The organism is Synechococcus sp. R70.1 (assembly GCF_047461675.1).
Classification (GTDB): domain Bacteria; phylum Cyanobacteriota; class Cyanobacteriia; order Thermostichales; family Thermostichaceae; genus Thermostichus.
Genome location: NZ_JANSHR010000026.1, coordinates 62,707 through 82,419, shown reverse-complemented (window position 1 = coordinate 82,419; position 19,713 = coordinate 62,707). Strand labels below are relative to the sequence as shown.

The 19,713-nt window shown below is 60.7% G+C and carries 15 protein-coding genes; 6 read left to right on the top strand and 9 right to left on the bottom strand.

Annotated features, from left to right (window positions below):
* Position 1: 1 nt before the first annotated feature.
* The 3 genes from NW807_RS03250 to NW807_RS03240 form a co-directional block, all read right to left on the bottom strand.
* Positions 2 to 898 (bottom strand): diguanylate cyclase, encoded by an 897-nt coding sequence (locus NW807_RS03250; RefSeq protein WP_414425283.1) that lies wholly within the window; start codon positions 896 to 898, stop codon positions 2 to 4.
* Between the two features lie 125 nt (positions 899 to 1,023).
* The gene (locus NW807_RS03245; RefSeq protein WP_414425282.1) at positions 1,024 to 1,971 is read right to left on the bottom strand and encodes a UDP-glucuronic acid decarboxylase family protein; all 948 of its coding nucleotides are present in this window, start codon (positions 1,969 to 1,971) and stop codon (positions 1,024 to 1,026) included.
* Complete coding sequence (locus NW807_RS03240; RefSeq protein ID WP_414425281.1) at positions 1,968 to 3,398, bottom strand: UDP-glucose dehydrogenase family protein; 1,431 nt, start codon at positions 3,396 to 3,398, stop codon at positions 1,968 to 1,970. The genes NW807_RS03245 and NW807_RS03240 overlap by 4 nt, the downstream gene beginning before the upstream one ends.
* A 148-nt stretch (positions 3,399 to 3,546) precedes the next feature.
* Between NW807_RS03240 and NW807_RS03235 the strand changes: the two genes are divergently transcribed.
* Together NW807_RS03235 and chlP are read left to right on the top strand one after the other, a co-directional pair.
* On the top strand, positions 3,547 to 4,461 hold the full coding sequence (locus NW807_RS03235; protein WP_414425280.1) for a cation diffusion facilitator family transporter: 915 nt from the start codon (positions 3,547 to 3,549) through the stop codon (positions 4,459 to 4,461).
* Positions 4,462 to 4,682: 221 nt separating this feature from the next.
* A complete protein-coding gene (gene chlP / locus NW807_RS03230; protein WP_414394192.1) occupies positions 4,683 to 5,903 on the top strand; it encodes a geranylgeranyl reductase in 1,221 nt (406 codons plus the stop codon).
* Positions 5,904 to 5,910: 7 nt separating this feature from the next.
* Here the strand turns inward: chlP and NW807_RS03225 are convergent, their stop codons facing one another.
* A complete protein-coding gene (locus tag NW807_RS03225) occupies positions 5,911 to 6,741 on the bottom strand; it encodes a hypothetical protein (RefSeq protein WP_414425279.1) in 831 nt (276 codons plus the stop codon).
* Between the two features lie 161 nt (positions 6,742 to 6,902).
* On the opposite strand from NW807_RS03225, the gene secD reads away from it, so the two are divergent.
* Both secD and secF read left to right on the top strand, forming a co-directional pair.
* The gene (gene secD, locus NW807_RS03220) at positions 6,903 to 8,249 is read left to right on the top strand and encodes a protein translocase subunit SecD (RefSeq protein ID WP_414411304.1); all 1,347 of its coding nucleotides are present in this window, start codon (positions 6,903 to 6,905) and stop codon (positions 8,247 to 8,249) included.
* Positions 8,246 to 9,211 carry a protein translocase subunit SecF gene (secF, locus tag NW807_RS03215; RefSeq protein WP_414404838.1) on the top strand — a complete coding sequence of 322 codons (966 nt, stop codon included), beginning with the start codon at positions 8,246 to 8,248 and terminating at the stop codon, positions 9,209 to 9,211. Before secD ends, secF begins: the two co-directional genes overlap by 4 nt.
* A gap of 15 nt (positions 9,212 to 9,226) precedes the next feature.
* On the opposite strand, the gene NW807_RS03210 is transcribed toward secF, so the two are convergent.
* Positions 9,227 to 11,146 (bottom strand): FAD-dependent oxidoreductase, encoded by a 1,920-nt coding sequence (locus NW807_RS03210; protein ID WP_414425278.1) that lies wholly within the window; start codon positions 11,144 to 11,146, stop codon positions 9,227 to 9,229.
* Positions 11,147 to 11,313: 167 nt separating this feature from the next.
* On the opposite strand from NW807_RS03210, the gene NW807_RS03205 reads away from it, so the two are divergent.
* Positions 11,314 to 12,528 carry an argininosuccinate synthase gene (locus tag NW807_RS03205; RefSeq protein WP_414425277.1) on the top strand — a complete coding sequence of 405 codons (1,215 nt, stop codon included), beginning with the start codon at positions 11,314 to 11,316 and terminating at the stop codon, positions 12,526 to 12,528.
* A gap of 41 nt (positions 12,529 to 12,569) precedes the next feature.
* Here the strand turns inward: NW807_RS03205 and murI are convergent, their stop codons facing one another.
* A complete protein-coding gene (gene murI, locus NW807_RS03200) occupies positions 12,570 to 13,448 on the bottom strand; it encodes a glutamate racemase (RefSeq protein WP_414404840.1) in 879 nt (292 codons plus the stop codon).
* Positions 13,449 to 13,518: 70 nt separating this feature from the next.
* On the bottom strand, positions 13,519 to 15,333 hold the full coding sequence (locus NW807_RS03195) for an N-acetylmuramoyl-L-alanine amidase (protein ID WP_414425276.1): 1,815 nt from the start codon (positions 15,331 to 15,333) through the stop codon (positions 13,519 to 13,521).
* A gap of 209 nt (positions 15,334 to 15,542) precedes the next feature.
* Between NW807_RS03195 and NW807_RS03190 the strand changes: the two genes are divergently transcribed.
* Positions 15,543 to 16,661: a hypothetical protein gene (locus NW807_RS03190; RefSeq protein ID WP_414425275.1), complete on the top strand. Its 1,119-nt coding sequence runs from the start codon at positions 15,543 to 15,545 to the stop codon at positions 16,659 to 16,661.
* A gap of 819 nt (positions 16,662 to 17,480) precedes the next feature.
* Here NW807_RS03190 and NW807_RS03185 read toward each other — a convergent pair.
* Positions 17,481 to 18,095: a tRNA-(ms[2]io[6]A)-hydroxylase gene (locus tag NW807_RS03185; protein WP_414404843.1), complete on the bottom strand. Its 615-nt coding sequence runs from the start codon at positions 18,093 to 18,095 to the stop codon at positions 17,481 to 17,483.
* Positions 18,096 to 18,202: 107 nt separating this feature from the next.
* A complete protein-coding gene (locus tag NW807_RS03180; RefSeq protein ID WP_414394176.1) occupies positions 18,203 to 19,273 on the bottom strand; it encodes a 3-deoxy-7-phosphoheptulonate synthase in 1,071 nt (356 codons plus the stop codon).
* Between the last annotated feature and the right edge of the window lie 440 nt (positions 19,274 to 19,713).

Sequence of the window (19,713 nt, the reverse complement as noted above, 5' to 3'; positions counted from 1 at the left end):
CCTACAGCAACACTTCCCGGTTGCCCCCCTGCACTTTGGCTTGGTAGAGGGCTTGGTCGGCTGCCTCTAGAAAGCTTTGGATGGAAGTTTCTGCTGAAAGGCTGAGCAAAGAGGCGACGCCAATGCTACAGGTGAGGTGGATAACTTCTGCTCCCACCTGCAGAGGGAGGGATTGGATGGCCTGCCGCAGGCGCTTGGCCAACTGCAGGATTTGAGCTTCCGGAACCCCGCGCACCATGAGGACAAATTCGTCGCCCCCTAGCCGGGCCAGCAGATCCTCGCGGCGAACCTGATCCTGCAGTTGTTGGGCTACTTGGATCAGGGCTTGATCCCCGGCCAAATGCCCCCAGCGGTCGTTGATGAGCTTGAAGTTGTCCAAGTCCAGGTAAAGCAAGTGGAGGGGAAAGCTATGGCGGCGGGCAAAGGCCATCTCCCTCTGCAGGTGCTCTAGGAAAAACCGACGGTTGTGCAGCCCCGTGAGCGGGTCGTAGAGAGCGGCGGCAGCGACCTGGAAAAAGAAAGCCTCCTCCAGCCGGTCATAATAGGCAAACTGCAGGAGGCTATTCCCCAGCTGGATGCGATCCCTATCCGCCAAAACCCGGCAATTTACCCGTTCCCCATTGACATAGGTGCCGTTGAGGCTGCCGAGATCGATGAGGACATAGTTTTCCCCTTCCTTCCTCAGCCGGCAGTGCAGCCGAGAGATGGTGGGGTCGGAAAGCTGAACGTCGGCCTGGGGGCTGCGCCCCACTACTGCAGTCTCCCCCAGGCGGAAAGTCCTGCCCCTATTGGATCCCTGAAGCACCGTCAAAAAGGCGCCCACTACTTTCCTCTCCACCTCCAGCCTGTAGGTTTCCAGGGGCACGGGGGTGGTTGGTTCTTCCGGAGAAGTATCCACAGGCGTAGGGATCCCCTAGCTGAGTTAACATGTCTTTTCCGTATTATGACGGGTATCATGCCAGCCTGGCTGCTTTCTTCCGCAAAGTTGGCCAGCTCTGGGGAAAATCTCCCAGAGGTCTTCCTTTACTCCAGCCCCAGCCGGCGGCGGAAGTAGGGGATGGTCAGCTCCAGGCCCACTGGCAAAGGGATCTGGGGCTCCCACCCCAGCAGGGCGCGGGCCTTGCTGATGTCGGGCCGGCGCTGCCTGGGATCGTCGGTTGGGAGAGGTCGGTGGACGATGGGAGAAGAGCTGCCGGTGAGGGCCAAAACCTGCCGAGCCAACTCTAGAATGGTGACCTCCTGCGGGTTGCCCAGGTTAAAGGGGCCGGGATAAGGGCTGTTCATCAGGCGCACCAGGCCCTCGATGAGGTCGGAGATGTAGCAGAAGCTACGGGTCTGGGAGCCATCTCCATAGACGGTGAGGGGATCCCCGCGCAGCGCCTGGACGATGAAGTTGCTGACCACGCGACCATCCTCTTCCCGCATGGCGGGCCCATAGGTGTTGAAGATGCGGGCCACGCGGATCTCCGTCTGGTATTGCCGCTGCCAGTCAAAGGTTAGGGTTTCGGCCAGGCGCTTGGACTCGTCGTAGCAGGCCCGCGGGCCGATGGGGTTGACATGGCCCCAGTAGTCCTCCGGCTGGGGATGCACCTGGGGATCCCCGTACACTTCCGAAGTGGAGGCTAGGAGGAAGCGGGCCCCCGTCTTCTGGGCCAGCTCCAGGAGGTGGTAGGTGCCCCAGACGCTGGTGCGGATGGTGCGGATGGGATCCGCTTGGTAGTGAGGGGGAGAGGCAGGGCAGGCCAGGTGGTAGATTTGCTCGATGCCAGCTTTTTCCAGCTCCGGCGGCAGCGGCTCGGCCACGTCGTGCCACAGCAAGGTAAAGGCGGGGTTGTTGCGGTGAGCCCGCACGTTCTCCTCCCGCCCCGTGTAGCCGTTGTCGAGGCAGATAACCACATGGCCTTCCTGCAGAAGGCGGCTAACCAGATGGGAGCCGATAAATCCCAAACCACCCGTTACCAGAACCTTCACCAGCCCACTCCAATTAAGGTGATGCCCGCCTGTTGAAGGGCCTGCCGGTCAAGGCAATTGCGGCCGTCGACGATAAGAGGCCGCCGCATCAACTCGGCAAGGCGCCGGTAATCCAGCGACAAGAACTCCGGCCACTCTGTCACCAGCACCAGGGCGTCGCAATCCTGGGCCAGGCGGAACACGTCTGTTTCCACCACCACATGGGCTAGGCCCTCCCGCATTCCTGAAGCCGAGACAATGGGATCATAGGCTTTTACCTTGGCCCCCAGGCGGTGGAGCTGCTCAATTAAGGTTAAAGACGGCGCATCCCGCAGGTCGTCAGTGTGGGGCTTGAAGGTGAGGCCCAAAAGGCCAATGGTCTTGCCCTTAAGCACCTTAAGAGCCTGCTGCAGCTTTTCCACCAAGCGCTGCCGCTGCTCGCGGTTGACCTCGACAGTAGCCCGCAACAGCTTGGCCTCGTAGCCGTAGTCAGCCGCCGTCTGGATCAAAGCGGCCAAATCCTTGGGGAAGCAGCTCCCCCCCCAGCCTATGCCGGCGTTGAGGAAGGCGCGGCCAATGCGCTTATCGAGGCCAATCCCTTCGGCCACCTGGAGGATGTCGGCGCCGGTGCGCTCGCAGATATTGGCAATCTCGTTGATGAAGCTGATCTTGGTGGCTAGGAAGGCGTTGGCGGCATATTTGATCATCTCGGCGGAGGCCAGGTCGGTGACCAGCAAGGGCACGGGATCCCCGCCCAAGCCTTGCTGGCGGCTGAGGATGGGCTCGTAAAGTTGCCGCAGGATCTCGATGGCCCGGGGGCTGTTGGAGCCAATCACGATGCGGTCGGGGTAAAAGGTATCGTGGATGGCGCTGCCCTCCCGCAGAAACTCGGGGTTGCTCACCACGTCGAAGGGCGGCACCCAGGAAGACCTGTCCAGGGTGGCCAGGGAGGAGGGGGTGGGATCCCCGCCCGCTATAGCCATCTTCTGTTTTTCTGCCTGGCTGCCTAGCCGCTGCTTGGCGGCCTCGGCCGCCCCGTCCAGAATCAGCATGCGCACCCAGTCGCCGGAGCCGATGGGGACAGTAGACTTGTTAACAATAACCCGGTAGCGGTCGTCTAGGTGCTGGCCGATCTCCCGCGCTACAGCCTCTACGTAGCGCAGGTCTGGCTCGCCGCTGGGCAGAGCTGGCGTCCCTACGGCAATGAAGATGACCTCGCTGGCCTGCACCCCCAGGGCAAGATCGGTGGTAAAGTGCAGCCGACCGGCCTCAGTTCCAGCCCGCACCAGGTCTTCCAGGCCGGGCTCGTAGATGGGCAGGCGGCCCCGTTGCAGCCCTTCAATTTTGGCAGGGTTGTTGTCCACGCAGATAACGCGGTGACCTATTTGGGCTAGACAGGCGCCGGTTACCAACCCCACATAGCCGGCCCCCACGACCGCCACGTCCATCGCCTGCCGCTTTTTCCTGTCGATCCTCGGTTCTAAAGTACCCCATCCCCTGGGATTACCTATCCCCTTAAAGGTCGGCTCCTCGGCTCCTAGGAGGAGGTTAGTGGCAAAATGAGGCTAACGGACTTCCGCCTGAGGCTCCCCAGCAGTGAGCAGGCCCAGTTCTGCCGCCATAGCCAGCCGCCGTCAGCGCCAGGTGCAGAGGGTGCTGTACGTTACGTTGGGGCTAAATAGCCTGGTGTTTGCCATCAAGTTAACCCTGGGGCTGGCGACGGGATCCCTAAGCTTGGTGGCCGATGCCCTGCACAGTGTTACCGACAGCGCCAGCAACCTCCTTGCCCTGGTGGCGGTCCACTTTTCCTCGCCAGAGCCGGATGAGAAACATCCCTATGGCCGCAGCAAGTTTGAGGCAATCGGTGCCCTGGGGATCGCTGCCCTTTTGGCCATGGCTAGCTTCGAGATCCTCAGCGCAGCGGTGGGACGGTTTTTTAAGCCCCTGCCTCCCCAGCTCCAGATCGACGGGCTGACCTTGACGCTAATGCTGGGGGTGCTGGGGATCAACCTCTTCGTAGCCTTCTATGAGCGCTCCTGGGGCAAGGCTCTGGCTAGCTCGCTGCTCTTGGCCGATGCCCGCCATACCCTCAGCGATGTCTGGGTAACCCTGACGGTATTGCTGGGTCTAGCCGGGATCCACTACTGGAGGATCCCCTGGCTGGATCAGGTGCTGGCTGTGCCGGTGGGGCTGCTGGTGTTCTGGAGCGCCTGGGAAGTGCTGCAGGAAAACATTCCCGTTTTAACCGACCGGGCGGCCATTCCGCCTAAAACATTGCGGGAGCTGGTTCTCAGCTTGCCTGGCATCCTTGACTGCCACGACATCACCTCCCGCGGCATCCCAGGGCGGATGATCTTCATCGAAATGCACATGGTGGTGGAGCCACTGGACGTTGAGTCGGCCCATCGCCTCACCGAAGCAGTGGAACACCTGCTGCAGGAGCGCTACGGGCCGGTGCGGGTCACCATCCACCTGGAGCCCTACTCCCACATTGAGGGATCCCGAACCTAGCCCCACGGTCAATCCGCCCAAGCCGCAGAGTTCGCCTTGCGCCAAGGGGCCTCCTCACCAGAGCTCTTCTTGGGTTCCTTGCATTCCTTGCCCCACCCGGGTTTAATGGGGGTAGACAAGAGACCGCAGCACCCGTACCTGTTGCTGCACTCCTGTATGCTGCAGGCTAGCTTCCCTTTTGGGAAGTCCCAGGAATTGGAAAAAAGAAAAAGGAGGGCGCCTTGAGCCTGAGAGTTGCCGTGGTGGGGGGCGGGCCAGCAGGGGCTTCTGCAGCCGAGGTTCTGGCTCAAGCCGGGATCGAGACCTTTTTGTTTGAGCGGAAGCTGGACAACGCCAAACCCTGCGGAGGCGCTATTCCCCTCTGTATGGTTTCGGAGTTCGACCTGCCGGAGGAGATCATCGACCGCAAGGTGCGCAAGATGAAGATGATCTCGCCCTCCAATTACGAGGTGGACATCGCCCTCGAAAATGAAGGCGAGTACATTGGCATGTGCCGCCGCGAAGTCCTTGACGCTTTCTTGCGCAACCGCGCCCGTCAAAAGGGGGCAGAGCTCATTCACGGCAAGGTGATGCACCTGGAAGTCCCCAAAAATGGCCAGGATCCCTACGTCTTGCACTATGTCGACTTTTCTGGCAACGCGCAGCAGGGGGTACCTCGCTCGCTGGCGGTGGATGTGGTGATTGGGGCGGATGGGTTCCACTCGAAGGTGGCAGAGGCCATTGGTGCCGGGGACTACAACTATGCCCTGGCTTTTCAGGAGCGCATTCGCCTCCCCGAGGACAAAATGGCCTACTATGCTGAGCGGGCAGAGATGTACGTGGGAGACGATGTCTCGCCCGACTTTTATGCCTGGGTGTTTCCCAAGTGCGACCATGTGGCGGTGGGTACCGGCACGATGAGGGCCAACCAAGCCCAGATCCAAAAGTTGCAAGCCGGGATCCGCGCCCGCGCTGCTGACCGGATCCGTGGGGGCCAGGTGATCAAGGTGGAGGCCCATCCCATTCCAGAGCATCCCCGTCCGCGCCGCGTAGTGGGCCGGGCCGCGTTGGTAGGAGACGCAGCAGGGTATGTAACCAAGGCAAGCGGCGAAGGGATTTACTTTGCTGCCAAGTCGGGCCGCATGTGCGCCGAGGCTATTGTTGAAACTTCCAACGGCGGGAAGCGTATCCCCACAGAAGAGGATCTCAAGCTCTATCTCCAGCGCTGGGATCGCCAGTACGGCCTAACCTACAAAGTCTTGGACATTCTGCAGCGGGTGTTCTACCGCTCCAACGCCACCCGCGAAGCTTTTGTCGAGATGTGCGCCGACCGGGATGTGCAGCGGCTAACCTTTGCCAGCTACCTCTATAAGACAGTGGTGCCGATGAGCCCCTGGGTGCAGTTCAAGATTACCGTTAAAACCCTGGGCAGCTTGCTGCGGGGCAACGCCCTGGCTCCCTGAGGGAGCTTTACTGCCACTGGAAGGTAACAGTAACCCGATCCCAGTTGGCGTCCGTTTTCAGCACGCTGGCAGAAGCTTTCTGGCCAGGAGGTACATTGCTGGGCTCAAAGGCGGCCACGCGCGTATCGACGACTTCTCCGCCACGGTAGAAGGTAAAACGGGCGCGGGCGTTGAGGACAGTGCGGTTGCTGCGGTTGATGGCTTCCACACTCAGGCGACTGCCAGCCCCTACCCGCTCTTCCCGGATTGATCCCACAATCACCAACTCGCCTGGGTTGGGTCCGGATGCCGCAGGCGTTGGGCTTGCAGGGGCAGAGGGTTGGGGGGTGGCGCCTTGCTGCTTCAAGAGCTCCAAAACGCGGGCCAGCTCCTGCTGAAAGAAGACAAAGGCTTCCCGCGATTGGTTGGCCACCTGGGCCAGGATCAGCCGATCCGCTTCGGTCAGAGGGATCTCCAGGAGGGGATTTGGCCCTTTTAGGGTAACCCGGATGCTGGCAACCTCCTGGTTGATGAACTTATCCAGATAGGGAAAGAGATTAAGGATGCAATCTTGAAAAGATCCCAGCGGCAAGGTGCTCTTGTTGGTCAGCACCAGGTCAGCCCGATCACAGCTAGCCCGATCCGCCAGCTCAATTTCCAGGGGCACCCGAAAGGAGCCCGGACTGGTGTTGGTGATGGTAACCCGAGTGCCGGACACCACCTCTCGCCAGCCATGGATAACTTCTACGCTGGGGCGAGTCACCTCTTCCGTGAAGTACTCTCCCGCCCAGGCAGGGGATCCCCGGAAGGTGAGCATAGAAAGCAACGCCGCCACCAGGCAAGTTCGTCGCCAATTCACCCTCACTTTTCCTCCCTTGCAGATCTGGGACACTGCCTGCCCCTGGCAACAGCTTCTAGCGTCAACTAAGTCCGTCTGGGGTAAAATCGAGAAGTTCAAAGCGTTACAAAACTTTGGGCCTGCCAACCAGTGCGGCCGTGTTCCTCGCTTAACTAGGCAGTATGGCTAGATCCCTAGCTTCGTGGCTCAATCGGCTTGCCCTCCTGCGAGGCCTAGTCTTTATCCTAGCAGTGGTAGTGGCTCTCACCTACTTGGGCTTTAGCCGAGAAGTTCGCCTCGGCCTTGACCTCAAAGGCGGGACGCAGCTTACCCTGCAAGCTCTGCCGACGCAGGAGGTGCCTGAGATTACTCCCGAAGTGATGCAGGGAGTGGAGGCTGTTATCCAGCAGCGGATCAACGGCCTGGGGGTGACTGAGCCTTTGATTCAAATCAGTGGCCGGGATCGTCTATTCGTGCAACTGCCTGGGGTAGCAGATCCGGATCGGGCGGTTGCTCTTTTGGGCGACACAGCCCAGTTGGAATTTCGCAAGGGCCTAGTTCCGGTCAGCGCCCTGCCCCGCAACGAACGGGGGGAGGTAACAGCCGGAGAGAACCCCGAAGCCTTGTTTGAAGGGGTCGGCCTCACCGGGGATCTGCTGCGCAACGCCTATCCCCAGGCCCCTCGCCGCGGCTCCCAGAGCTGGGAAGTGCTGCTAGAGTTTAAGCCGGAGGGGGCTGAGAAGTTTGCCCAGGTCACCCGAGAGCTGGCTGGCACGGGTCGCCCCTTGGGGATTTTTCTGGACGAGGTGCTCATCAGCGCCCCGATCGTGGGGCCGGAGTTTGCCCGCACTGGCATTACTGGCGGAACGGCGGTGATCACAGGCAATTTCACGGTGGAAACTGCCACCGACCTAGCGATAAAGCTCAAAGCGGGGGCGCTGCCGGTTCCAATTCAGGTGATTGAAAACCGCACGGTCGGGGCCACCCTAGGAGAAGAAAGTGTGCGCCGCAGCCTCTATGCCGGTATCGGCGGCCTGGTGCTGGTGTTTGTGTTCATGGTGGCCTACTACCGCCTGCCGGGACTCATTGCCGACATCGCTCTCCTCATCTATGCCCTCTGTACGTTTGCTTTGTTCCAACTGCTGGGGGTGACCATGACCCTGCCAGGAGCCGCTGGCTTCATTCTCAGCATTGGCATGGCAGTGGACGCCAATGTGCTAATCTTTGAGCGCATCAAAGAGGAGCTGCGGGCGGGCAAGTCCATTTACAAGTCCATCTCGGAAGGGTTTAGCCGCGCCTTTAGCAGCATTCTCGACAGCAACGTCACCACCCTTTTGGTCTGTGGCGTGCTCTTTTGGTTGGGGATGGGGCTGGTGAAAGGTTTCGCCGTAACCCTGGCTATTGGCGTTTCGGTAAGCTTCTTTACGGCCATTACCTGCACCCGCACCCTGCTGTTGGCGGCAATGGGGATCCCTGCCCTGCGCAAACCTGAACTCTACGGCGTTCGCATGGAGGCGGCCCAACCATGACCGCGCAAGAGCCAGCAGGCGGATCCTCGCGGTTGCTCGACTACCGCTTCGACATCGTCGGGCGCAGCAAGCTCTGGTTTACCCTTTCCTTGGCGGTCTTGCTGGTGGGGCTGGCCAGCATGGCTTTTTCTCTGGCCTCTCTAGGAACCCCCCTGCGGCTGGGGCTGGATTTTGCCGGCGGCACCTTGCTGGATCTGCGTTTTGAGCGGCCTGTCACCACCGACGAGCTGCGGCGGGCGCTGCAGGAACATGGTTTGGGAACCAGCATCATCCAACTGGACACCCAGACGGGCCAGGAAGCCCTGATCCGCATGCCCCCTTTGACGGAGCAAGAGCGCCTGGCAGTGGAAGACACGCTGCGGCAGCGGGTGGGATCCTTTGAGCGCAGGCTGGTGGAGACGGTGGGCCCGACGGTGGGGCGTTTGCTCTTGCGCTCCGGCCTCGTGGCCGTGCTCATCTCTTTCGGCCTGATTGTGGTGTATCTGGCCCTGCGCTTTCAGTGGGATTACGCAGTGTTTGCCATTGTGGCCTTGCTGCACGATGTGGTGTTGACCACAGGGCTGTTTGCCCTTTTGGGCCTGACGGTGGGCATGGAGGCGGACAGCCTGTTTGTGGTGGCGCTGCTAACCATCATCGGCTTTTCCGTCAACGACACGGTGGTCATCTACGACCGCATCCGGGAAAACCTGCGTCTAGTCAGCCGCCGGGTCAGCTTTGCCGAGGTGGTGAACCTGTCTTTAAACCAAACTTTTGCCCGCTCCCTAAACACCACCCTGACGACGATGCTGCCCCTGGTGGCCATTGCCATTTTTGGCGGGGCCACGTTGAAGGGGTTTGCGATTGCTTTGCTCATCGGCTTTAGCTTGGGGGTCTATTCCAGCATCTTTATCGCCAGCCCCCTGCTGGTGTGGTGGCGGCAGCGGCGCTATGGCGGAAGGGTGCCTTCCAGCGCAGAGGGGTAAGACGGCAGCAGCGGCCTACCAGTGCAGTCGCTGTCCATGGGCAACCAGGTAGCGCTGCAAATCGGCCATCTTGCCCTGCGGCACGATTTGGGCCGGGGTCAAGCTGGGATCCTGGCTGCGCAACCAGGCCACAATGAGCCCAGCTGCCGAGCCGATGGTCCACTCCCCGTAGTGGGTGCGGGTAGCGGCGTTAACAATGTGGCTGACGGCGATTCCCTTGCCGCCGATAAGCAGGTTATCCACCTTCTGCGGGATCAAAGCTTCCAAGGGAATGAGAATGGGGCGGACGGAAAACTCGTTGACCGGTGCAGAGCTGGCCGACCGGGAGGGCTCCCAGTTGCGGTAGCGACAGCCGTGCATGTCGATGGCGTAGTGGGTGATCCCGACAACGGTGGACCTGAAGTCCCGCCCCCCGCTGGCGCCAACTCGGATGTCCTGCTCCAGCATCATGAACTCCGCCTGGCCGTAGGCAGCTCGCCCCAGGATGCGCCGCCCCTCTCGGATGTAGGGGTAGAGGCTGAGGCCAGAGCGGGTGCCCAGCAAGGAGTCTTCGGCAAACACTAGGGAGAGGGGATAGCCGGGCCGGGATTGGGTTTCCATCAGCCACTCGGCAAACAGCAGGGCGTGGTTTTCTCCATCTTTGAGGGCGGAGACGTCCAGCCCCCCCAACCAGTTGTGGCGCTGCCCCGAGGCCACCAGCCGCTCTTCCGTTAGGATTAGGGGTGGGTTCATGATCCCCCAGTCGTTGCCGCGGTTCCAGTTCACCAGGGTGAGATCGCCGGGAACCGGGGTGCCGTAGAAGGGATCCGTGCGGCCCTTGCTGACGATGCGGCGATAGTTGAAAAAGCTCCGGCCGCTGAAGGTGGGAAAGCCCTCCAGGTCAAACTGGCGGCGGTGTTCGGCGCGGGAGTAGCCCGGCTGCAGCTGGGCCAGCTCGGCGCGGGAGCGGCCGCCATCGTCGTGGATGGCTAGCACAAAGGGAAAAGTAAAGGCCTGGGTACACTCCGGGTTGCTGGCCGGGGCGGCATTGGGCTCTCCGGTTAGATCCCGCCCTTCCGAGCCCAGCCGGTAGGGGATGCCAGCCCAGCCCACCAGCTCGCCGGTATCGGTGGCGTCGATGACGAAGAAGGGACGGCCTGGCGGTGCCTGCAGCCGCAGCACCCGTTTGGCAAACACTTCCGTCTCCTGCCAGCTATACCAGCTCACCAATTCGCGCCACAGCCGTCCTGGCGGCACGAAGTTGGGATCCCGTGGCTGTCGCTGCACAGCATAAATGCTCTCAATCCGGGAGCCGTCGGCGCTGAAGGTGGCCCCCTTAAAAGCCGTCTGGGTGGCCCAGCGACTCTGGGGAGCATACTGAGCCGCCTGCCGCAGCCAGGTATCCACCGCCTGCAGACCTGCCTGGGGCGGAAAACACAAGCTCCCTACCCAGCAACTGTTGATCTCGGCCACGCGGGTGCCGGGCGGGATCCCTGTCCAGGACGGGAGATGCACCGGCTGGCTTTCAATGAGGGCCTTAAACTCCAGCCAGTGGCGGGAAAAATTGCCCCGCTGCCGCATGAGGAGAGACTCATCGAGGGCCGATACCCCTTGGGAAGTGATCTGCCCCCCTAGCCAGGGAGTGAGCTCGATGAGGCAGGTTTGCACGCCCCCCCGCATGGCTTGGCCTGCCGCCGCCACGCCCCCTAGAGATCCGCCCACCACCACCAGCTCGCACTCCCAGATCTCCTCCGGCTGCGGCAGGGGATCCAGTAGCGGCCAGCCGTGGGCGGTAAAACGGGGCAGCTCTGGCGGGGATCCCCCTTCCGGCTGGGAGAGGGCGGCAAACCCTGCCCCGGCCACAAAGCTCAGCAGCGACAGGATCCCCAGTCCCAGAGCTCGTTTCTGGCTAAGTCTCCGCTGCGCTGCTCGGATCCCTCTGCTGGCCTTGCTCACTTGAGCCCCACCCCCCACGCTGCGCCAACACCTGCTTAGACAGCGATCCCAAGCCTAGGAGAAATCCCCTATGAGAATACTCGACAAGCTGCCCCCAGGGGTCAGACTGGGCAAGCTACAGGGCATAATGGGCTAGCAACTTGTCTCCAACAGGGATCCACAGCACCATGGGACGGGCAAAGAAGGTGGTTTTGGCCTACTCCGGCGGCGTTGACACCTCCGTCTGTATCCCCTACCTCAAACACGAGTGGGGGGTGGAATCGGTGGTTACCCTGGCGGTGGATCTGGGGCAAGGAGCAGAGCTGGAGGCCATCCAGGCCAAGGCCCTTAGGGCAGGGGCAGAGCAATCGCTGGTGCGGGAGGCTGTCCAGACCCTAATTACCGACTATGCCTTCCCCGCCCTCCAGGCCAACGCCCTCTACGAACAGCGCTACCCTCTCTCCACTGCCCTAGCCCGACCCCTGATTGCCAAGCTCCTGGTGGAGGTGGCAGAGGAAGTGGGTGCCGACGCGGTGGCCCACGGCTGCACCGGCAAAGGCAACGACCAAGTGCGCTTCGACCTGGCCATTGCCGCCCTAAACCCTAGGCTAAAGGTGCTGGCCCCAGCGCGCGAGTGGGGCATGACCCGCGAGGAGACCATTGCCTATGGGGAGCGCTACGGGATCCCCATGCCGGTGCAGAAGTCCAGCCCCTACAGCATCGACCTCAACATTCTAGGCCGCAGCGTCGAAGCCGGGATCCTGGAGGACGCCGACCAAGAGCCGCCGGAGGAAGTGTATGCCCTCACCCGGCCTCTTTCTCAAACCCCCGACGAGCCCGCCTACGTGGAGATTGCCTTTGAAGAGGGGATCCCAGTGGAGCTGGATGGGCAGCGCCTTGGCCCCAGAGCCCTCTTTGAGCGGCTCAATGCCTTGGCCGGCAGCCACGGCGTGGGCCGCATCGACATGATTGAGGATCGGCTGGTGGGGATTAAGTCGCGCGAGATCTACGAGTGCCCCGCTCTAACTGTGCTCATTCAAGCCCACCGCGAGCTGGAAAGCCTCACCCTTCCCCGCGAGGTCCTCCACTACAAGTACGGCATCGAGACCACCTACAGCCAGTTGATCTACAACGGCCTTTGGTATTCGCCGCTGCGGGAGGCTCTTGACGCCTTTGTCCGCACCACCCAGAAAAGCGTCACCGGCGTCGTGCGGATGCGTCTGCACAAGGGCCAAGCGGTCTGCGTGGGCCGCCGTTCCCCTTACTCCCTCTACAACCCAGAGCTGGCCACCTACGGGGAAGGGGATCAATTCGACCATCGCGCTGCCGAAGGCTTCATCTATATTTGGGGCTTGCCTACCCGTGTCTGGGCCGAGGTTCACCGCTGGCGCGAAGGGAGATAGGCCTATTCCGCCGGCGTTCTCGAGCAGATGGCTGTTCTTGTCTAGGTTCGGCGGAAGTTGTTGACGTCGAGGGCTGGCAACTCTACCTGTTCCACCTGAGGTCGAAAGCCCAGCCAAGGGGTGGCCAACTGGGCAAAGCGCTCTGGATCCCCGCTGACATAGAAGCGGTGCGGTTCGTCATGGGGGGCTGTTGGGGGCCGGCGGAGACCCCAGAGGCTGAGTTCACGGGCTAGCGAGCGCACCAGGGCCACGCCGGGATCCACCCGCTTGACCGAAGGGGGCAGCAGAGACTTCAGCAGGGGATCAAGGAGAGGATAGTGGGTGCAGCCGTAGACAAGGGTGTCGATCCCCTGCCGTAGAAGCGGCTGTAAGTAGCGTTTGGCGGCCTGCTGCAGCTCGAGGCTGTTCAACTGACCGGCTTCGATGAGGGGAACAAACGCCGGGCAGGCCTGCTCCCAGCAGTGGACAGGCTGGGGAAAGCGCTTGGGATCCAGGGCGCTGTACTCACGGATGGCCTTGGAGTAGGCGCGGCTTTTAACCGTAGCCGCCGTGGCAATGACCCCAATGCGGGATCCTTGGGCCAAGGCCGCCTGGGCGCCGGGCAGGATGAGGCCAAGGATGGGTAGGGCAAACTCCTGCTGCACTTGCTCTAGGGCCAGCGCCGAGCTGGTGTTGCAGGCCATCACCACGACTTTCACCGGCTGCGCCTGCATCCAGCGCAGGATCTGGCGCACGAAGGTCAAGATCTCCTCAGGCGAGCGATCCCCATAGGGCAGCCGCGCCGTATCGGCAAAATAGACAAGGCGCTCTTGGGGCAATTGCCGCCGCAGGGCCCGCCAAACGGTGAGCCCCCCCAGACCACTGTCAAACACCCCAATTGGCCAACTGGGATCTGGCTCTCTTGTCCACCCCCAACGCATGCTCCTTTCTCCCTCACTACCTTGGCCTAAGCTGCTGTATCCTACCCTGCTTTGAGACGGGCGGCACGCTCTAGCGGTTGCGCAAGAAGGTCTCGATGCCCTCGGCAATGGCTCCCGCCAAAATGGCCTGGTATTCGGGGGTGGCCAACTTTCGCCCTTCCGTGGGGTTGGTAACATACCCCAGCTCCAGCAGCACCGAGGGCATGCCCACGGGCGTTTCCCGCACCATGAAAAAGCGGGCCCGTCGCACCCCCCGATCCGCAGCGCCAGTAGCTCGCACCAGGCTGCGGTGCAAGATTGCTGCTAGCTCGGCGCTATCCGGCCGTAGGTAGTAGGTCTCGATGCCGTGGACGCTGGAGCGATCCAGAGCGTTGGCGTGGATGCTCACCAACAGCGTGGCGTTGGCCTGCACGGCTATATCCACCCGCGGCCGCAGCAGCACCTCACGGTCGTCGGTGCGGGTCATCACCACCTCATAGCCCCGCTCCTGCAGCAGGTGTCGGACCTGGTGGGCAACAAGGAGCACAATGTCCTTCTCCAAGATCCCATCTACCCCAACAGCACCGGGATCCCGTCCCCCGTGGCCTGGATCCAGGGCAATGACCGGCCGGCTTTGGCGAGGACGGGAAGCCTGGGCAGGCGGCTGCGGCTGGGATGTGGGAAAAGGAGCGCCTAGAGGACGCAACTCCAAAGTGATGCGGCGGGATCCCTGGCCGGGATTGGGCTCAAAGACATTGAAGTCCTCGGCGGGCTGCACCAGAATGCTGACCGTGCGGGCATCTTCCTGCACAAGGCGGATCCGCTGCACCGGTCCCCCGACCGGCAAGCCGGGATCCGGCAAGGACTCGGGCAGGCGCGCTGGTGCCACGTTGATGCGGTAGCTGCCGCTTTCGGGATCCCAGCCAGCCCGGTAGAACATAAACCCATCGGCGCTGATGATGAGCTGATTTCCCCGCAGTTCCACAGAGCGCAAGGTGGCTAGCGGCCCTTGGGAATCAGTTAGGCTGATATCAGGCAAAAGGCTGGCCTGGGCAGCACCCCCAGCAGGCTGGATCCAGATTCCTCCCTGCTGTGGGTCGTAGCGGGCCTCCCAATCCCCACTGGAAGGATCCACATCCAACACCACGCGGGCGGTCGTAGGCTCGAACTGCCCAACACGCAGCCGCAAAACCCCCAAGCGGTTGACAGGATAGACCCGCTGGGTGAGGGCGGGACTAAGGGTGGTGTTGAGAAAATCCACAACCACCCGATTTGGATCGAAGAGGCGCCGCACCGTGGTGGAAGGGTTGCCCTGGGTGCGAATGAAAAAGCCCTCCGCCTGGGGAGAGATGGCCAAGATCTGATGGCTGGAGCGGGAGCTTGCAGGAGGAGGGAGTGGGCTGGTTTCAGGGCGACGGGGCGGCCCTGAGGATGGGGGCAGGGACGAGGCGGTGGACTCCTGGGAACCAGGGGGAGGGGGAAATAGCGAGGCAGGGGGCGAGGGTTGCTCGGGTTGGAGGAACTGAACAGCCCAGCGGGAAGGGCTGGCGGTAAGGAGTTGCAGTTGGTCAAGGCTAAGGGGCTGGTCCGGCTGCAGGTGGAGGACAAAGCGGGTGATGGTCGGGGTGAGCTGTTTGATCTCCAGCGAGGTAACTCGCCCTGGAAAGGTCTGGCTTTGGGGCTCGCGTCCAAAAAGGGTGTTGGGAAAATCCAGAACCACCCTAGGAGGGTTTTGCAGCACAAACAGAAAAGGCCGCACCTCTCCTTGGGTGTTGACCTCCAGCCATCCCCGCTGCGGGTCGTAGTGCCAGCGGTCAATGCGAGACAAACCGGTAACGGTAGTCAGTTGGGCTTGAACGGGCAAGGGGGAAAATAGACCCGCTCCGGCTAGGCCCCACAGCAGCATTGCTCCCCAAAGGGAGCACGGCTTGGGATCCCATCTTATTCCCCGCTTGTCCAAGCCAGGCATACCGTCCACCCACTCTGCCTACCTGCTGCCCTCAACTATACCAACCTCCCCCCAAGGCGACCTGAAGGGAGCGCCCTCTTGCTGCTGCCGGCGGAGCTAGCTGAGGATAGTGGGGATCCTTCCCCTGAGATTTCGCCAAGTAATGAATGACAGGCCCACCTGATCCCCTCTCTCTGGCCCGCGCCGGTAATAGTCAAGCGATTGTGCAGGTTGTCCGCTTGGAGCTGCTGCGGCAAAAGTGGCCTGCACAAGTTCGCTTTGCTGATAACACCCTGCACATCTACCTGCTGGGATCCCTTCCCGGACAACCCTCCCCTCAAGTGGTGACCGCCCGGCTTTTTCTAATGTTGAAGCAGCTGCGGATCCCACGGCTGGAACAAGTGGAAATTTGCGCTTTCCTTGGCTCCCAATTGCTCTGGCGGCGCAGACTGAGAATAGGCTCCCAGCAGCGCTGGGATCGGTTTTCCTTCGAGAATTTGCTAGTGAATATCTGGGCTTACCCCGTTGCATTTGTGGTGGCCCTGATGGTAAACAACATAGGCTTGTTGCAGTTGTTGCATTTGCCTCTTCACATTTGGATCCACGAATTTGGCCATGCCACCGTCGCCTGGTGGAGCGGGTATCGGGCTTTGCCTCTGCCCATCGGCTGGACAAGCGTTAGCTCGCAGAGGGATCCCTTTGTGTATTTTGGAATCCTCTTTTTACTGATTCTACTCTTCTGGTCAGCCCGCAAGGAGCGGATTGGGTGGCTGCAGGTGCTGGCCATCTTTCTTGCTCTATTGCAGTTTTACATGACCTGGCTGATGCCCAATCGCACCTGGGAGATGTTGTTTGTCTTTAGCGGCGTTGGAGGAGAATTTTATCTCAGCACCTTTCTGATGGCCAGCTTTTATTTTCCCTTGCCAGATCGCTGGAGATGGGATTTTTGGCGATTTGTCGTGCTGGGGATCGCGGCCAGCAGCCTCTGGAAAAGCTTTTGGCAGTGGCATCTTATTCAGCAAGGGTTAGCCCCAATTCCTTGGGGAACCCTACTATGCGGCCAAGGAGATGCTGCTGGGGATATGAACCGCCTGGTTTATGAGTTTGGTTGGAGCGAAAGCCAAATTGTCCAAACCTACAGAAGCCTAGGAAACTGGTGTGTTTTGTTCATATTAGGCTTGTATATCTTGTTTCTACTGCGCATGAACAATCAGATTTGGTTGTCTCTACAAGCAAGATTTATCCTCTGGGTCGATGCTCTTCTTGAACCGAGTAAGCATCGCTAAAAAAAGCCATATCTTCTCGCCTTTTTTGGGAAAAAGACTGAGTCGAGGCGCAGCAGCGAAGGCTCTAGATCTTGCTCAAAGCGACTGTAGACCAATAGACTTGTCGAGGGCACTAGAAAAGAGCCAGAAACCCTCGGTTAATGGGAGATCTCTCTCAGAACGCCTGCCCAGTACTGTCAATGTTCTGGAGCTGCATGCAGGCGCTTGGGATTAAACTCTGTTGCTGTGATAGATGGTGGCAATCTGTAGGGCTGTAGTACAAATATTGGGGATCCTAAAATGCCCTGAAAATCGTTGTGAATTATGTGGGTCTCATTTGCACAGCGGCTCCCTGGAGGGACAACAGCAAGAGGTGGGTGTATTTAAACAGCATGACTCAGGCAGGAGCCGACCTGGCTTTCCATCTCCCTCCCTGCAGAAAGGGGTGCTGGCTAGTTGAGATCCTCGTCTTATCTTACTGCTGGCAGGATCCTGAGGGTGGAGGTTGCATTCATTCTAGTTTAGGCAGCCTCTGGAGTACCAACTTCCAACTGTTGCCGATTCCCCTCACCCAGGCTAAACTGGCTGCCACCCAGAGGGCGGGATCTTGGATCAACTGGCGCGTCGGCTTGCTCACCTCAAACCAAGGGTGACTCACCCGCAAATACCCCAGCAGTGATCGGCTCAGTAAACTGACGCAGCCAATGCCGCCGGGCACCGTGGGCCAGATAAGTCACTCCAGGTCAATGTGGCTGTCCTCTAGGGTGCTAGCTTCCAAGCTGTAGCACCAGCAGCACCGCTGTAACTGGCCAGCCGCTGCTGTGTCGCTTGGAACTGGAGCTAGCTGTGGACACGAGGCTCAGGGTGGAGGGTAGAGAGGATCTCGGCTTCTACTTGCAGCAGGGTGTCCAGACGCTCCTGCACCTGGTCGGCGGGGAACTGTGCCAGGGCCAGATCCAAATACAACTGCCAGTGCCGTTCTTCAGCCGCTGCCAGCCAGAGGTAAAACTGCCGCAACTCGGGATCGGGGAGGTGAATTCCCAGCAGGCCCAGGCGTTCGTGGCTGCGAGCTTCGATAATGGCGGCCACTAGCAGTGCATCCAGAAGACGCTCTGGCTCATGGCGGCGCAGGTGCTGGTTGAGGCGGCTGGCGTAGGGAGCCGCTGGCAAAGGCCTAAGCAGGATCCCCAGCCGCTGCAGATGGCGATGGACTCGCTCAAAATGCTGCAGCTCCTCCCGCGCCAGCGGCGACAGAGCTTCCACCAGCTGCCCGTTGGCTGGGTAGCGGAAGAGGAGACTGAGGGCGTTACCCGCCGCTTTTTTCTCGCAGTTGGCGTGGTCTAACAAGACGAGGTCGAAGTGACGAATGGCCTGATCGATCCAGGCCGCAGAGGTAGGGGAAGCCAGTTGGAGGGTAACCACAGGTTCGAGAAAAGCGCAAAAAAGTTTTGTCAAGAACAGTTTCTCTGCCCCTTCTCCGCCAGGGGCTTGGGAAGAGGGACAATTGGATCTTAGCGTTGCCCCTCTCCCTGCTTAGACAGCCCTGGACAAGGCTGGGGCATTTAGTGGCTTAGGGCCAAGGTCTTTCCTGCCACAGTTGCCGCCATTTCCTCCAGGAGCTCCTCCGTCTCCTCCCAGCCGATGCAGCCGTCAGTGATGGAGACGCCGTACTGGAGCGGTACCCCCTTCTGCCAAGTTTGCTTGCCCGGCTTGAGGTTGCTCTCGAGCATGAGTCCCATCAAAGCCCGCTGCCCTTCCTGGTATTGCCGCAGCACTGCTCGACAGACGGATCCCTGCCGGCGGTAGTCTTTGTGGGAGTTGTCGTGAGAGCAATCCACCATCACTGAGCGCGGGATCCCTTGATCCTTCATTAGCAAAGCCGCCCGCGCCACATCTTCCGGCCCGTAGTTGGTCTTGCCGCCGCCCCCCCGCAACACGATATGCCGGTCGGGGTTGCCGGTGGTTTTTACCAAAGCCGTCATGCCGTCTTGGCCAATGCCCAGAAAACTGTGGGGGTGGCTAGCGGACACGATAGCGTTGAGGGCAATCTCCAGCCGCCCGTCAGTGCCGTTCTTGAAGCCCACGGGCATGGAGAGGCCGCTGGCCATTTCCCGGTGGGTCTGGCTTTCAATGGTTCTAGCGCCGATGGCCGCCCAGCTCACGAGATCGGCTGTGTATTGAGGAGTCACTGGATCCAGCATCTCTGTGGCGCAGGGCAAGCCCAGCTCGTTGATCTGCAGCAGGATGGAACGGGCCAGTTGCAAGCCGGTGGCGATATCGCAGGAGCCGTCCAGGTGGGGATCGTTAATGAGGCCTTTCCAGCCCACTGTGGTGCGAGGCTTCTCAAAATAGGTGCGCATCACAATCACCAGGTGCTCGCGGGTTCGGTCGGCCACCCGCTTGAGGCGATGGGCGTACTCTATCGCCGCTTCCGGATCGTGGATGGAGCAGGGTCCAACAATTACCACCAAGCGATGGAGATCCCGTCCGTGGATGATGTCGCGGATGGCCTGCCGTGTGGAGAGCACCACCTGGGCGGCCCTTTCCGTGAGGGGCAGCTTGGCTTTGACAGCAGCGGGGGTAATCAAGGGAGTTACCTCTTGAATGTTGCAGTTGTCGGTTTGGGGGGGCATAGCACCGTCGTCCTTATTGCTGCAATGCAAGTGAGGGATTCAACCACCGAGCCGTCAAAAAAGCCCTGGCTCTAGGCCCAGGGCTTCAGGACGGACTCGAGTAAACTTAGCTTCTGAGTTTACGCGCCACCCCTCCGCCCTGGTTGCCGCCAGGGAAAGGTAAAGTAGCCAAAAAAGGTAGCGCGCCAGGTCATTTCCAGAGCAAGGAACTCGAAATCTGACGGATGAGACGAGTATAGCGAAAGTGTACCCGAAAAGAAACCGAATTTGCCAAGGCAGGTTTAGGTTCTAGGCTGCTCCCAGGCTTCCCCAGTAGATCAGAAAACGAGGAGCCGCCTTCCGCTGCTGCAGTCTGACAAGGCCGTAGCGGCAAGAGCCCCGCAAGCCTGGCAGGAACCGAGGCCATCAGCCCATCTCGGCGGGTAGACACGCCCCAAGCC